Here is a 15,242-nt window from a genome sequence, read left to right on the forward strand (position 1 = left end):
ATTCAGCTTTTTAACTGCTCTTGAATTGAATTAATCTTTTCAGGTTCAAGAAGCATTACACGTTCAACGTATTTACCAAGTACATCAAACTCAAGGTTTACCCGATCGCCTTTTCTTCTTTCAGAAAAAACTGTTTCTTTCCATGTGTGAGGAATAATACCGACAGAAAATTTCGTATCCTCAAGACGTGCAACCGTCATGCTTACTCCATCAATTGCTACTGAACCTACATAGATAAGATATTTTGCAAATTCAGGTTTGAAACTGATGGTCATAAAGTGACTGCTGCTAAGCTCCTTTACATCATCAACTATTCCTGTTGTATCAACATGACCAAGTACAAAGTGACCGCCTAATCTTGCGTCTGCTTTTAGCGGACGTTCCAGGTTCACAAAACTACCTTCACTCAAATCACCGAGATTTGTTTTTGATAATGTTTCCTCTATCGCATCAACAGAAAACTTTTTACCATCGATGTTTACAACTGTAAGACAGCATCCGTTCACACTTATACTGTTTCCTATCTGCATATCGTTTATTATAATATCGGCACTGAATGATAATCTAAGACCTTCACCCGAAGGAATTTTTGAAATTAGTTTTCCTTTTTCCTCAACAAGACCTGTAAACATATTTAATCTTCTATTTTATTTATTCATTAATATTTATTTAGAAAGTTCTATCAACACATCTTCACCAATTTTTTCACTGTTCACCAGTTTTAGTTTGTGAATATCTTTAATATTCTTAACCCCAAGATCACCTGTCAAGGGTACACCCGAACCTATAAGCTTAGGGCTGAGAAATATCAAAAAATTATCATAAAGGTTTTGCTGGAAGAACGATGTGAAAAGTTTGCTTCCCCCTTCAACAAGAATTGAATTTAAATTAAGCTTGCCTAATTCCTTAAGCATATACTTTAGATCAAGATAACCATTACCCGCACTCTTGCTGTAAATAATATGAGCCCCTTGCGATATGAGTTTTTTTACTTTTCGCTTTTTATCGATACTGTTTTTTGATGTTATGATTATGAGATTAGAATCATGATTATTTGTCAAAAGCTTATGTGTTGTTTTAAGTACAAGATTTGTATCCACAACAATTCTTCGCGGATTCCTTCCTTCAGTCAACCTAACTGTTAATAAAGGATTATCTTTATTCGCAGTACCTGCGCCAATTAATATTGCATCATACTGTGAACGGAGATTATGTACATATCTCCTCGATTCAATTGACGAAATCCATTTCGAGTTCCCTTTTATATCAGCAATTTTTCCATCGACTGTCTGAGCAGCTTTTATAGTAACGTAAGGAATTTTTTTTGTGATATGCTTGAAAAAAAATCTGTTCAGCTGAATACATTCTTTTTCAAGCACACCAACTTTTACTTCCACACCGGCAGATTTGAGTTTTCTGATTCCCTTTCCGCTTACAAGAGGATTCATATCAAGAGTGCCAATCACAACTCTTTTTATTTTGTGTTCAATTATCTTATCGACGCAAGGCGGAGTTTTACCTGTATGCGAACATGGTTCAAGGTTAACAAATAAAGTTGTGCCTTCCAGATTTTCCCGCGAAGAGCTGATAGCATTTATCTCGGCATGATTCTCACCGAATTTTTCGTGATAACCAGCACCAACTATCCTGTCATCCTTAACGATGATGCAGCCAACAAGAGGATTTGGACTTACATACCCTATTCCCCTTTTTGCAATTTCAATTGCCAGTTGTATGTAAGATTCATCGGTCAATTTTTTGTATCCTTATTTGACGGAGAGAATTTCAAACTCCATAAGTCCGGCAGGAGCTTTAACACTAACTTTATCGCCTGATTTTTTACCCATTAAACCCTGACCAACAGGCGAAGTGACTGAAATTTTTCCTGACTGGAAATCAGCTTCTTCGGGGGAGACGAGTGTGTATTCTATTACTTTGGAATTTTTAAGATTTTTTATTTTTACAGTAGAAAGAATATGAATCTGGTCATCTGCAAATTGTGAAGCGTCAATAACCCGGGCACGCGATAAAATATTTTCAAGCTTACTTATCTTTAACTCAAATAATCCCTGTTCTTCTTTAGCGGCGTCATACTCAGCGTTTTCTGATAAATCACCATGCGCTCTGGCTTCGGCAATTTTTGAGGCAATCTCTTTTCTGCCGTTCGATTTCATGTCCTGAAGTTCCTTCTCAAGTTCGATTAATCGATCTTTTGTAAGGTAAACAAAATTAGCATCCGCCATTATTAACTCTCGGTTTGTTCATGGTTTTAAAAAAAATTGCCACCGCATTTTGCAGTGGCGTGATAAAAATAATTAATTCCGATTTTGATGTCAAGAATTTGTCCTGTTGATTTTTTTAATACCATTCATAGTGAATGGTAAAATCATTTGCGTATATGATAATTACCCTTGCCTTTATTTTTAATATTGGTTAAATAAGCGCACGAATTTTAAGGAGTTTTATGAAAAAGGCATCCTCATTTTTGGTTCTCCTGTTAGCACTTTCCTGCCAGACAATTTTTGCGCAGAGTACTTACGAATTTTTAAGAATTGATATGAGTGCCCGGGCGGGTGCATTGGGCGGAAGTTTTGTTTCTAACAATGACGATCCTAATGTTATTTTTTATAATCCTTCAGGATTAAAACTTATTGAAGAAAGTCCGGTTTCATTTTCATTTATTAAACATTTGTTGGATATAAATCTTGCCAGTCTTGCTTACTCAACAGAATTAGAGAATATTGGGAGATTTGGAGCTGCGGTCAGGTATATCAACTACGGTAGTTTTCAGGGAGCTACAGTAGACGGACAAAAGACCGATGAATTTGGCGCAGGTGAAGTAGCATTTATTGTTGGTTACGCAAATACAATCGATGATAATTTTTATTATGGTGCCAACGCAAAATATATTTATTCGGGAATTGCTGACAGATCTTCAAGTGCTATAGGATTTGATTTGGGTGTACACTACGCAATTCCAAGTGAGATGATGAACGTGGGATTTTCAGTATTAAATCTCGGTGCTCAAATATCTTCTTATTATGAAACTAAGGAAGATCTGCCTCTTGATGTTGTGATCGGTGTTTCAAAGCGGCTTGAAAATTTACCTGTAAGACTATCACTCGATTTTCATAAACTGAATGAAGACCGGGATGATTTTGTTCAAAGGTTAAGAGCATTTTCAGTCGGAGCAGAATTTACTCTGAGCAAAGTTTTGAAATTAAGATTCGGTTATGACAATGAAAGAAGAAAAGAACTTAAGATTGGAACCACAGCAGGCATAGCTGGATTTAATGTTGGTGTGGGCGCGCTAATATCCGGGTATACTTTTGATTATGGATTTTCTTCACTTGGGTTAATTGGTGGTCTTCACAGAATCGGCATTTCAACAAACATCTGATTTTCAAGGGGATGAAACTTCATCCCCTCATCTAACACAACAATCATAACTCCAATCTGAAATTTATTTTTACTATCAATCGCTCTTTATTTATTCTTGTGTCATAACCGGGAAACCCTGAATTTAAATTCCCTTCCAGTTTCCTATTGATCTGATTTGCTGAAACAGGAGCGTCAATTAATGACCAGAGATAAACCACACCGCCAATAATCACTCCGGTTAATGCTATAGTCCCGGCAGCATCGTTATCTGACTTTCCATCAAAATCAGTTGATGATGCACCATAATAAAATGCCGCTAACCCCAAAGTGGCTAAACCAGCCATTAGAAATGCTTTTCCATATTCACCATTGTATACTTGCCCGAGTCCGGGATATAAAACGGAAAGTCCGAAAGCGAGCCAGGCAGATTTTTGAGATCTACTTATTACAATTTGATTTTCCTTCCTAATATCCTCCAGTAAAATTAAAAATGATTTTCTCTTAAAATAATTTTTCTCTGGTTCAGTGTTTAAAACAGATTCTTCCCTGTGAGCGGTTGTGGAATCACTTAAAAAGTACTTACATTCATTTTCAGTGGCAACGGTTTCGGTAGTTGAAAAAATCAGTGCACATATTATCGCAACTAGTAATGATCTATCCATATTATCTCCTGCATTTATTTACTTTAATAAGATCATCTTTTTTACGGCTTTATTATGATTTGTCTCTATTGTATAGAAATACATCCCGCTTGAAATGATTTTGTGAAAACTGTTTATGTCGAATTCCACCGTGTAACTTCCTGTGTTCTTATATTCATTTACAAGCGTTGCTATTTCATTACCGAGAATATCGAAAACTTTTAGTATTACTTTGGTTTGATCAAAGCCGTTCGCGGGTATTGTATAATTTATTCTTGTAACCGGATTAAATGGATTCGGATAGTTTTGAGAAAGTAAAAACTGTGACGGAGCCTGATTCTCAATCGAGTTTATGCCGGTTATAATATTACCAGTGGAATTTTTTATATAGTATATATCTTCATTCCCGGATTTTTGATCCATCCAAATTATATGAACAGCAGAATCAGAAAGTGCTATGGAAGAATTTTCTGATGTCCAGGAGGGACTGTTGCTAATCAAATAGGAGGAATCCCAGTTGGTACCATTATCTGAAGAACGAGTATAATAGACTTCCCATACTTCATTCCAGCTTATGTGAATAAAGTCGGAGGATACGGCTAAAGAAGGTCTGTTAGATGCAACAGGTGAACTCTTAACTTTTATATCTTCACTCCAGGTTAAACCATTATCAGATGATCTTTTGAAGAATATTTCTGCATTACCAACCCCATCCCGGCTATCACTCCAAACGACATAAATATTTTCGCCATTTGCTGCGATAACAGGAGTTTCAGATTCTCCGGCACTGTTCGTTAATCGAATGTCCCCCGACCAAGTATTACCATTGTCTGATGATTTTTTGAAATATATTTCCTTGTCGTTGTCACGTTCATCCTGCCATACCACAAATACTTTTTCATTGTTAACAGCTATACTAGATCTTTCCGATATAGAAATATCATTTGTCAAACGTACATCGGGTAACCATGTAACTCCATTGTCCAAAGAACTTTTGTAATATATTTCTGTATTTCCATCACGTAAATCAATCCATACAATATGTATTGTATTCTCTGCAACTGCCAGTGAAGGCAAGCCCGGCTCGGATGGATCTGTTGCAAGTTTTTTATCTTGCTCCCAACTTATTCCTCCATCCGTTGATCTTTTATAGTAGATTTCAGGGTGAAAAGCTAAATCCCGGTCATCCTGCCAAACAACATGAATATAGTTTCCAGTCACAGCTATAGCCGGATACTCGGACCAACCTACAATATTTGTCAAGCGGGTGTCTTCACTCCAGGTTTGTCCAAAATCGAATGAGTTTTTATAGTAGATTTCTCTATCCAGGTCACGACCATCCCACCATACAATATGTATTGAGCTACCATCGACCCCAATACAATGAGCATTATTGTATGACAAATAAGAAACTGAGGGATCATTTGTTAATCTTATTTCCTGCTGCCATTGTGCAGATGCACAAGCAATAAAGCTGAAAATTATAAAGGTCAGAAATCTTGTATACATATTCCCTTCTTCCTCCGTTTGTCAAAATCCGAGGTTTAGTTTTTAAATGAGATGTTTGCACTTCTTTTTAGTTCTGCAATTTTAAATACTTTGTTATAGAGGTTGCGGATTTCTTTTCCAATTGTTCCCACAGTTGTCCCTAATTCTTCAGCAATTGTTGAAAATGATTTCCCTTCAGCAAATTTTGCGAGTAGTGTTTCTTCTTCATAAAGTAAAAAACACGAATCAAGATTTGAATAAAGCCTGGACTTTTTTATAAAATCACTAATGCCGCCTGCCAGTTGAGGTGTGACTGGTGAATAACCCGATGCAATAAACTTTAATGCGTTAAGAAATTCTTTCCCCGACGTAGTTTTGGAAACATATCCCGATACACCGTTTATTATCGCCCTGATTATAAGCCCGTCATAATTTGTTGTTGTGGCGGCTGCAATAGTCATTGAAGGAAATTGTATCCTTAACGATCTAACAGTTAAAAATTCATCTGAAGCAATATCTTTTAAGTCACATATCAGTATATCGGTAACAGCACTGCTATCGGAGTTTGCAAATTCCTCTATTGAAATAAATGAACCCGAAAGTTTTATCCACGATTCATTCTGTAATAAAAATTCAAACGCACTTTTGATAAACTTATTCGGTTCAACAATTGAAATGCTTTTGTGTCCGGGAGAATCTTGCATTCATTTATCCAAAATAAAGTTTGCAATATTTTACGTTGTAAAAAATAAATAAGCACCAAGTAAACCTGTAGTTTTTGTTTTAAAGATTCTCAGAAAGGATTATGAATTTATTGATAGAAAGGCGGGATCAGTTTCTTCTTAAGTCCTACTGAAATAGCTTCTGCCCTGCTGTGCACCTGCAACTTTTCATAAATGTGCCGGATATGGTAATAAACTCCATCAACAGAAAGATAGACTTCATCCGCAATTGCAGCATATGATTTTCCTTTAGCCATTAATTGTAAAATTTCATTCTCTCTGTCGGTTAGTACTATTTGGCTATCGGAGCTTTTTACATTTGATTGAAAACTTTCAATTACTTTTCTTGCGACACTTGGTGTCATAGGAGACCCGCCGTTGTATGCATCAATTAAAGATCTCTTAAGTTCATCCGGATTAATTTTTTTCAACAGATAACCGACAGCACCCGCACAAATCGCATTGTATATCTGTGTGCTTTCTTCATGCACAGTGCACATCACAATTATAAGGTCATTATTAATTCGTTTAAAATGCCTGATGCCATCAACGCCTGACATACCGGGTAAACCTATATCAAGCAAAATCATATCTGACTCAGGAATCACTGTAGAATTAAGTGCATCTTCGCAGTTAGAGAATGAACCTGTAATTTTAAAATCTTTTGAATTGCCCAGCACAAGTTCCCATCCGCTACGAATAAACTTGTTGTCTTCAACAATTAGCAGATTAATGGGAAATATTTTTTTTGAGTCACTATCCATATCGTCTTCACAATGGAAATTTTAGTTTCCAGTTAGCTCCATTTCCCTGAGAGGTAGTTAATTCAACATTTCCATTCAGTAACTTTGCTCTTGAGAAAATATTTTTCAGACCGTTACCTTCAGATAAAACAGACTTATCAAATCCTTTTCCGTCATCTTTCATTTGAAGAATAATTTCACTCCCGGAAAGCTCAATATTTATTTCTATCATTTTACAGCAGGAATGTTTTACTGAATTGGTAATCATTTCCTTAAAGATAAGCCATAAGTTTCTTCGTCGTTCCATATCAAGCCGTTTCAGTTTTTGCGGCAGTTCAAAAATATTAATGTTATACCTGATTGATTTGCTTTCACATAAGTCTGATGCATATCGTCTTAGTTTAGGTAAAAATTTATTCCAGTCATCATTCTCAGGATTTATTGACCAGATTATGTCACTCATAGAATCCTGCACGGTACTGGCACTATCGTGTATCAATGAAATTAATTTGGATAGTAATGGGGTCTTCTCCTCTCCCAGTTCTTTTGATATTGCATCCGAGAAATAGACAATACCGGTCAGTGTTGCACTTACATCGTCGTGAAGATCTTTTGCGATTTTATTTCTGGTTCTTTCAATTTCCAGAAGCCTGTTAAGCCGGTATCTGTAAAAACTATAGGCAAGTGAAATCAAAATTAAAATACTGATTGACCTGAACCACCAGGTTGCCCAGAATGGAGATGAAATAATAACTGTTACTCTTGTATCAGTTGGATTCCATATTCCATCGCTGTTACTACCCTTTACCCTAAATACATATTTGCCGGGTTTAATGTCTGTATAGTAAGCAATATTGGTTTGACGCGACCTCAACCAGTGCTTATCGATTCCTTCGAGCATGAATTCATATTGGTTCTTGCCCGTAGCTGAATAATCCAGTGCGGCAAATTCAAATGAGAAAAAATTCTGATCATAGTCCAGTTTTATTTCAGTTCCGTTTGGAATTGATTGAGATAAGAAATATGGTTTGTTAAAAAGCTCAAAGCCTGTTATAACAACGGGTGGAGTGAAACTGTTGTCACTTATTTCATCTGGATTAAAAAAAATAATTCCATTGTTTCCGCCGAAATAGAATTTCCCATCATAACTTTTTAACGATGATCCCTGGGTAAATTCGGAAAATGGCAGTCCTTCAGATTTGTTATAATTTCTTATACTCTGCGTTGAAGGATTGAACTTACATAGACCTTTACTCGTGCCTAACCATAAATTTCCAGATGAGTCGGTAATAATTGAATAAACAACATTGCTCGGTAATCCATGCCTGATCGTATAGTGCGTGAATTTTTCAGTCTTCTTATCGAATGAATTTAATCCCCCGCCCCATGTTCCGATCCAGAGTGTGCCGTTGTCATCTTCATTAAAACACCATACTGTATTACTATTAATTGATGAACTGTCTTTTTCTTTCAGGACAAATCGATTGACTTTGCCGGATTTAGTATCAAGTCGGCTGACACCCTTGTTATGTGTACCGATCCATATCATTCCCTCGCGATCTTCATAGATCGAAAAAACAGAATTACCGCCTATTGAATTTTCATCATCCTTTATACTTCTGAAGTTTTCAATAATTTCTGTATTAAGATTTACTTTGAACAATCCTTCATTAACAGTTCCTATCCATATTTCATCATTACTGCCGGCAAGCATCGCTGACACACCGCCAAGATTAATTTTAAATTTTTTAAAATGACTAAGAGACTTTTTCTTTCTATCATAAATGAAAACAGCTCCTGCTTTTGAATTCACTCCTGGATCTGTTCCAATCCATATCCTGCCCCTGGTGTCGGTGCATAATGCAGTGATAGAATTACTTCCGACAGAAACTGGGTTGGTAAGATATTTTTCAAACTTTTCAGATAAGGCTGGTTTATAGTTTAGTCCGCCTCCGTCGGTGCCGATCCACAGCCCGCCATCTGTATCTTCGCAAATCGACAAAACGGTGTTGTGACTTAAACTTGTTTTATCTTCGCTATTATGTGAGATGTATCCGAATTTTTGTTTTCGTTTGTCAAACCTGTTAACTCCTCCGCTTGAAGTACCAATCCACAATCCCCCGCTGTTGTCTTTATATAATGACATTATTGCACCGTTACTTATTGACCAGCTAACCGAAGGATTATACTTATACGTAGTGACGTTTTTGTCATTCATATTCAGATAACACAAACCAGCATCAATTGTTCCTATCCATATACCTTCATCATCAGGAAGGATTTTCATGATCCTGTCACTTGGGAGACTGTTCGTTTCATTTTTATTTGCTCTGAATATTTCGAGTGCTGAAGTCTCAGGATGGAAACGGCTGATACCTCCATCAGCACTGGCAAACCATAAACATCTTGTAACATCCTCTTTAATATCAAAAACGGTCGAACCACCCAGTTCAATTTTTTTTCCTTTGGTATCTTCAAAGGAGTGCAAAGTATTTTTAGAAATATCAAACCTTAATACACCTTCCCATGTTCCAAACCATATATTATTTTTGGAATCAGCATAAGCACATTGAACGTGCAAATTGTCAACGTTTATATCATCATCAAAATTATATCTCACTTCAACAAATCTTTTAAGTGTGGAATCATGTTTAAATAATTTTCCGCTTGTGCTTATAAGCCATAAATTATTTTGTGTATCCTCTGCAACTGAAATTATTCTGATTGCTTTTAAATCAGATTTATTTTCAGCGGTAATAAGATGATGATTAAATGTGTTATCATCAGAGTTGTAACTGCAAATGTTCCCGGAAAGTCCCAACACCCATAATGTTCCGTTGTGATCAACAAAAAGATTTCTGATTCCCAGATCATTAACGGACGCAGAATCCAATGCATCGGGTCTGAATATTTTAAATTTATAGCCATCATATAAATTGAGTCCATCCTGAGTACCGAACCACATAAATCCTTTTCTGTCCTGGACAATACTGAACACAGTCGACTGGGACAAGCCATCTTCGGTAGTTAAATGATCGAAACGGATATTGGCTGACTGAGAAATGATAGGTGAGGATAATACGATTAACAAGAGAATGACATAAAGAAAGTCAGTGATGATGCGGTTACATCTCTGTAAAAGTGTGGAAGAGAAAAAGGTATACCAATGGCTTTGCATTTTCCCCTTCCGCATAAAATTCCCTCAAATAATTTCCGGCAACATAAATTAAATCGGGTATCAAATCAAGAAATGATTATGGATAGGGGAAGAAAAAAGAAAAGAAAAAAATACCGGCATTTACAATATATGCCGGTATCCTAATGAATAAAATGAAATTACATTTCGTCAATTATTTTGTTTAATGTTGGACTCGGTCTCATAACCGCTGATGTTTTATTATCATCGGGCATATAATAACCACCGAGATCTGCTTGCTTACCCTGCACAGATATAAGATCATTTACAATCTGCTCTTCATGTTTTTTCAATTCAGAAGATATTTTGGAGAATCTGTTTTTTAACTCATCATCTTTACTCTGCAGAGCTAAAGCTTCCGCCCAGTACATAGCAAGATAAAATGAACTTCCACGATTATCTATTTCTCCTGCTTTACGGGATGGATATCTTGAGTTTTCTAAATATTTCCCGATAGCAGCATCTAATGTTTCCGCAAGTAAGGCTGCTTTTTTATTCCCCGTTTTTTCAAAGATCATTTCGAGTGATGGTACGAGAGCACAATATTCGCCTAACGAATCCCACCTCAAGTGATTTTCTTTCTGAAGCTGCTGAACATGCTTTGGTGCTGAACCTCCCGCTCCTGTTTCAAATAATCCTCCGCCGTTTAAAAGCGGAACAATTGAAAGCATTCTTGCACTCGTCCCGAGCTCGAGTATCGGGAACAGATCAGTCAGATAATCTCTTAAAACATTTCCTGTTACAGAAATTGTATCAAGACCTTTTCTTACTCTTTCAAGAGTGAATTTCATTGCATCAACAGGTTTAAGAATTTTAATTTCCAATCCATTTGTGTCATGTTCCGGCAAATATTTTTTTACTTTCGAAATTATTTCCCTGTCGTGTGCTCTGTTTTCATCAAGCCAGAAAATTGCGGGCGATGATGAAGCTCTTGCACGGTTCACTGCAAGTTTGACCCAGTCTTTAATTGGCTCATCTTTAGTCTGACACATTCTAAATATATCGCCCGTTTCAACTTTTTGTTCCAGTAAAATTTTCCCTTCCGCATTCACAACACGGAAAGTCCCTTCACTCTTTGATTCAAAAGTTTTATCGTGCGAACCGTACTCTTCAGCTTTCTGAGCCATCAGTCCAACATTAGAAACAGCACCCATTGTTGCCGGATCAAACTGACTGTTGGATTTCGCATCTTCAATAATTGCCTGGTAAATTGTTGCGTAGCACCTGTCAGGTATCATCGCTATGCAATCCTTTAGTTCATCTTTTCTGTTCCACATTTTGCCGCCGTCTCGTACAACATTAGGCATTGATGCATCAACAATTACATCATTCGGAACATGCAGATTTGTTTTACCTGTTCTTGAATCAACCATAGCAAGTTCCGGCTGATATTCATAAACTTTATTAATATCTGTCTCTATTTCAGCACGTTTTTCGTCAGGAAGTTTTTTCAGTTTGTCAAGCACATCCATCAACCCGTTATTTACATTTGCGCCGATCTCACGAAGTACATCAGCATGTTTTTCAAGAGCTTCTTTATAATAAACAGAAACTGCATGCCCGAACATGATCGGATCGCTTATCTTCATCATTGTTGCTTTCAGGTGAAGCGATAGAAGTACATTATCTTTTTTTGCTTCTTTAATCTGAGCCGAATAAAAGTTTCTTAGTTCTTTCACATTCATCACAGATGCATCAATAACTTCACGGGGCAGAAGTTTAAGATTTTCTTTCAGAACAGTCACATTACCTTTAGCGTCAGTGAATTCTATTTTAACCGTATCAGCATTATTAAGTGTTGTTGATTTTTCTGAACCATAAAAATCTTTCTGAGTCATGTGCGCGACACGAGCCATTGATCCTGTTGCAGGCCAGGATTTCATCATTTTATGGGGATGTTTCTGAGCAAATTTTTTAACCGATGATGAAGCTCTTCTGTCTGAGTTTCCTTCCCTCAATACAGGGTTAACCGCTGAACCTAGAACTTTGGCGAATCGTTCTTTTAATTTTTTTTCTTCATCATTTTTTGGTTCTTCAGGATAATCAGGAATCTTATATCCTTTTTCCTGTAATTCTTTTATCGCTTCCTTTAACTGGGGAATTGATGCACTTATATTTGGCAGTTTAATAATATTAGCTTCAGGTGTTTTTGCAATTTCACCAAGCTCAGTAAGGTAGTCGGGTATTTTTTGTTCATCGGAAAGATATTCAGGAAAATTAGAAATGATCCTGCCGGCAAGTGAGATGTCTTTCGTTTCGATTTCAATTCCGGTTCCTTTTGTAAAAGATTTAACTACAGGAAGCAGACAGTAGGTAGCGAGTGCCGGTGCCTCATCGATTTTGGTCCAGATTATTTTTGCGGTCATTATTCACCCAATAATTATAAACTATTAATATTTATTAACGATGAACAAAGATACTTAATCTTGAATAATTTTTACAAGAAAGGATAACCGTATCCAGTAAAATAAAAATGCCCGATAAAGGGCATTTAAAATTTGATTGATGAGTTAATTTATTTTAGAAGAATCATTTTTTTCGTTTCGATAAAATTACCAACCTTCAATTGATAGTAGTATACTCCGCTTGCCTGTTTTGCGGCATTAAATTCAACTTCATAATTTCCTGAGGGTTTGTATTCATTTACAAGTGTAGCTACTTCATTGCCGAGTATGTCGTATACTTTGAGCGTTACCCACGCCAGGGACGCATAGTATGCGTCCGCTACGGTGTACATAATCTTTGTGCTTGGGTTGAATGGGTTTGGGTAGTTTTGGGATAGCTCAAATTTGTTTAATAAAGAATTTTCTTCATCAATACCCGTCACTCCGCCGTTCGTTGTGTGAAGAATGACTCCTCCATCTCCTACACACCAGCCTTTATCTCCTTTCAGGCAAATTGAAATAAGCAATTCAACACTTCCTGTTTCCTGCGCCGACCAGTTTTCACCTGAGTCTGTTGTATGTAAAATTGTTCCGTTAGTGCCCGCAGACCATCCTGATTGAGAACTAATAAATTCCAGCGACCAGAGATTGCTGGAAACTCCGCTTGTTTTAGGTGACCAGTTAATGCCTCCATCAGTTGTCTTTAATATTGTTCCGTTAGTGCCGGAAACAAAACCAATCTCATCCGATACAAAAAAAACTGAAAATAATATTTCCGATGTGCCGCTCGACTGAGGCATCCAATCCATACCGCCATTTGTAGTTTTGAAAATGATTCCGCTTTCACCAGCAATCCATCCAACAGATGAGTTAACAAAATACACGGATCGCAATCCGGTTGATGTGCCGCTGAATTGCGGATTCCATGTTTCACCTGCATCTGTTGTGTTAATTATTGTTCCCGATGACCCTATTATCCATCCTGAATCGGGTGATGCAAAAAACACTGAAAGCAGGAATTGCGAACCACCGCTTGACTTAGGATTCCACGTAGTTCCGCCATCGGTGGTTTTAATTATATGACCTGAGTATCCCACAGCAAAACCGGTTTGGTCGTCAATAAAAAATGATGAGTATAAATTATATACCGATCCGCTGGTTTGCGGAACCCAGTTCGTACCGCCGTCTGTTGTTTTTTGGATAATGTTGAATGATGCCGGGCTTGTTGTACTGCCGCCGACTATCCACCCGGTATTATCATCTATAAATTTTACTGAGTAGAGAGTGTTACCTGCCGGCAGCGGATTTTGTAACGACCATTGCGAATAAATAAGCGGGCAGACACTAAAAACTAAAAGAAAGAAAAACTTTTTTAACATCAGATCATCTCCCTTTTTTTGTAGAACGTGGAATAGAAAATTATTTGTTCGGAAAGTATCTGAACAAAATTAATAATTATTCTTTTCTGATGTTATAAGTTTTAGTTCACCGTTATCAACACTTAACAGATGACAACGAATAGCGCTTTTAGTATCAACTCCGCCTTGCCGATATCCGGGATTACAAAAGATTTATTTTAACAGAATCATTTTCTTTGTCTCACTAAATCCAGCTTCACCGTCAGGCAGATTTCCAACCTTCAACTGATAATAGTAAACACCGCTTGTCAGTGCTGCTGCATTGAATCCAACTTCATAACTGCCGGCAGATTTATATTCGTTTACCAGGGTTGTTACTTCGTTGCCGAGAATGTCAAAGACTTTTAGTGTTACCCACGCGGGCGATGTATAATATGCATCCGTTACTGTGTACTTAATCTTTGTTGTTGGATTGAATGGATTGGGATAATTCTGTGATAGGAAAAATTCATTTAACCCTGAGATAGACACTTCAACAACTTTTGAATATTCGAATGTTCCGTCAAAATCTATTTGCTTCAAACGATATTTATACTGACCGGGTAAAAGATTTTCATCACTGAAGAAATATGAATGCTGCTTACAAGTTGTACCATTCCCTTTGATAAATTTTATCAGTTTCCAATCATTATAAATTTCACCCTCAATACTTTCAGCCTTTTCAATTTCAAATCCAAGATTATTTAATTCAGTGGATGTATGCCAGGACAACAAAACATCATTGCCGGAATTCACAGCTTCAAATGACACCAGTTCAACCGGCAGTTGTGCTTCCGACAGATTACTATATGTTGAATGACCATACACATTAAATGATTTTACACGATAACGATAGGATAGTAACTCAACTGTTGTATCTACATAAGTTGAAACATTGGTTCCGACTGTATCGACAATCTCAAAGCTGCCGCTATTTAATATTTCCCGTTCAATAATAAATCCTGTTTCATTAGATGAATTGTCTGTCCAGGATAATTGTACCGAAGGAACTGAGAGATTAACAATTGCGGAAAGATTATTCGGAGCTGTGGGCGGAAGTAAATATACAGTAACGGAATCCCAGAGAAGAGGATTATCCTGACCCGCATTGACTTTATAAATACCTGCCTGCGGTGCCGTAAGTGTAAAAGGATTTTGTGATGTACTATTTACATAGGTTACCATTACTCCGCTGCTGTTGACAAGTTCTCCGGCTACATTTTGTGCACCAGTTACTGTAACACTTATTTGAAATCCATTAACAGTCACTGAAACTTTATTGTCCTGAAA

The 15,242-nt window shown here is 36.9% G+C and carries 12 protein-coding genes; 1 reads left to right on the plus strand and 11 read right to left on the minus strand.

Annotated elements, in window-relative coordinates:
* Positions 1 to 2 precede the first annotated feature (2 nt).
* Genes IPM56_12610 through greA form a run of 3 tightly spaced genes read right to left on the minus strand, consistent with a single transcriptional unit; the run spans position 3 to position 2,243 of the window.
* Positions 3 to 632 (minus strand): riboflavin synthase, encoded by a 630-nt coding sequence (locus IPM56_12610; GenBank protein QQS35092.1) that lies wholly within the window; start codon positions 630 to 632, stop codon positions 3 to 5.
* Between the two features lie 33 nt (positions 633 to 665).
* Positions 666 to 1,754, minus strand: a complete 1,089-nt coding sequence (gene ribD / locus IPM56_12615) for a bifunctional diaminohydroxyphosphoribosylaminopyrimidine deaminase/5-amino-6-(5-phosphoribosylamino)uracil reductase RibD (protein QQS35093.1) — start codon at positions 1,752 to 1,754, stop codon at positions 666 to 668.
* 12 nt (positions 1,755 to 1,766) lie between these two features.
* Positions 1,767 to 2,243: a transcription elongation factor GreA gene (gene greA / locus IPM56_12620; GenBank protein ID QQS35094.1), complete on the minus strand. Its 477-nt coding sequence runs from the start codon at positions 2,241 to 2,243 to the stop codon at positions 1,767 to 1,769.
* 221 nt (positions 2,244 to 2,464) lie between these two features.
* On the opposite strand from greA, the gene porQ reads away from it, so the two are divergent.
* The gene (porQ, locus tag IPM56_12625) at positions 2,465 to 3,400 is read left to right on the plus strand and encodes a type IX secretion system protein PorQ (protein QQS35095.1); all 936 of its coding nucleotides are present in this window, start codon (positions 2,465 to 2,467) and stop codon (positions 3,398 to 3,400) included.
* A gap of 43 nt (positions 3,401 to 3,443) precedes the next feature.
* On the opposite strand, the gene IPM56_12630 is transcribed toward porQ, so the two are convergent.
* The 8 genes from IPM56_12630 to IPM56_12665 form a co-directional block, all read right to left on the minus strand.
* A complete protein-coding gene (locus IPM56_12630) occupies positions 3,444 to 4,043 on the minus strand; it encodes a hypothetical protein (protein QQS35096.1) in 600 nt (199 codons plus the stop codon).
* Between the two features lie 18 nt (positions 4,044 to 4,061).
* A complete protein-coding gene (locus IPM56_12635; protein QQS35097.1) occupies positions 4,062 to 5,531 on the minus strand; it encodes a T9SS type A sorting domain-containing protein in 1,470 nt (489 codons plus the stop codon).
* Positions 5,532 to 5,566: 35 nt separating this feature from the next.
* Entirely contained in the window at positions 5,567 to 6,214 is a 648-nt protein-coding gene (locus tag IPM56_12640; GenBank protein QQS35098.1) for a response regulator transcription factor, read from the minus strand.
* 107 nt (positions 6,215 to 6,321) lie between these two features.
* Positions 6,322 to 6,996 (minus strand): response regulator transcription factor, encoded by a 675-nt coding sequence (locus IPM56_12645; GenBank protein ID QQS35099.1) that lies wholly within the window; start codon positions 6,994 to 6,996, stop codon positions 6,322 to 6,324.
* A 7-nt stretch (positions 6,997 to 7,003) separates the two neighbouring features.
* The gene (locus tag IPM56_12650) at positions 7,004 to 10,153 is read right to left on the minus strand and encodes a hypothetical protein (protein ID QQS35100.1); all 3,150 of its coding nucleotides are present in this window, start codon (positions 10,151 to 10,153) and stop codon (positions 7,004 to 7,006) included.
* A gap of 158 nt (positions 10,154 to 10,311) precedes the next feature.
* Entirely contained in the window at positions 10,312 to 12,537 is a 2,226-nt protein-coding gene (locus IPM56_12655; GenBank protein ID QQS35101.1) for an NADP-dependent isocitrate dehydrogenase, read from the minus strand.
* 149 nt (positions 12,538 to 12,686) lie between these two features.
* Positions 12,687 to 13,934, minus strand: a complete 1,248-nt coding sequence (locus IPM56_12660; GenBank protein ID QQS35102.1) for a T9SS type A sorting domain-containing protein — start codon at positions 13,932 to 13,934, stop codon at positions 12,687 to 12,689.
* 192 nt (positions 13,935 to 14,126) lie between these two features.
* Positions 14,127 to 15,137, minus strand: coding sequence for a T9SS type A sorting domain-containing protein (locus IPM56_12665; protein QQS38298.1), 1,011 nt, complete (start codon positions 15,135 to 15,137; stop codon positions 14,127 to 14,129).
* Positions 15,138 to 15,242: the final 105 nt, after the last annotated feature.

The sequence above is a fragment of the Ignavibacteriales bacterium genome (assembly GCA_016700155.1).
In the GTDB taxonomy this organism is placed as follows: Bacteria; Bacteroidota; Ignavibacteria; order Ignavibacteriales; family Ignavibacteriaceae.

Excerpts from the sequence above, each read along its gene's own strand:
- IPM56_12665 (QQS38298.1), bottom strand. The coding sequence starts at position 15,137 with ATGGTAACCTATGTAAATAGTACATCACAAAATCCTTTTACACTTACG.
- IPM56_12640 (QQS35098.1), bottom strand. The coding sequence starts at position 6,214 with ATGCAAGATTCTCCCGGACACAAAAGCATTTCAATTGTTGAACCGAAT.
- IPM56_12655 (QQS35101.1), bottom strand. The coding sequence starts at position 12,537 with ATGACCGCAAAAATAATCTGGACCAAAATCGATGAGGCACCGGCACTC.
- IPM56_12650 (QQS35100.1), bottom strand. The coding sequence starts at position 10,153 with ATGCAAAGCCATTGGTATACCTTTTTCTCTTCCACACTTTTACAGAGA.
- IPM56_12630 (QQS35096.1), bottom strand. The coding sequence starts at position 4,043 with ATGGATAGATCATTACTAGTTGCGATAATATGTGCACTGATTTTTTCA.
- greA (QQS35094.1), bottom strand. The coding sequence starts at position 2,243 with ATGGCGGATGCTAATTTTGTTTACCTTACAAAAGATCGATTAATCGAA.
- IPM56_12660 (QQS35102.1), bottom strand. The coding sequence starts at position 13,934 with ATGTTAAAAAAGTTTTTCTTTCTTTTAGTTTTTAGTGTCTGCCCGCTT.
- IPM56_12610 (QQS35092.1), bottom strand. The coding sequence starts at position 632 with ATGTTTACAGGTCTTGTTGAGGAAAAAGGAAAACTAATTTCAAAAATT.
- IPM56_12645 (QQS35099.1), bottom strand. The coding sequence starts at position 6,996 with ATGGATAGTGACTCAAAAAAAATATTTCCCATTAATCTGCTAATTGTT.
- porQ (QQS35095.1), top strand. The coding sequence starts at position 2,465 with ATGAAAAAGGCATCCTCATTTTTGGTTCTCCTGTTAGCACTTTCCTGC.
- IPM56_12635 (QQS35097.1), bottom strand. The coding sequence starts at position 5,531 with ATGTATACAAGATTTCTGACCTTTATAATTTTCAGCTTTATTGCTTGT.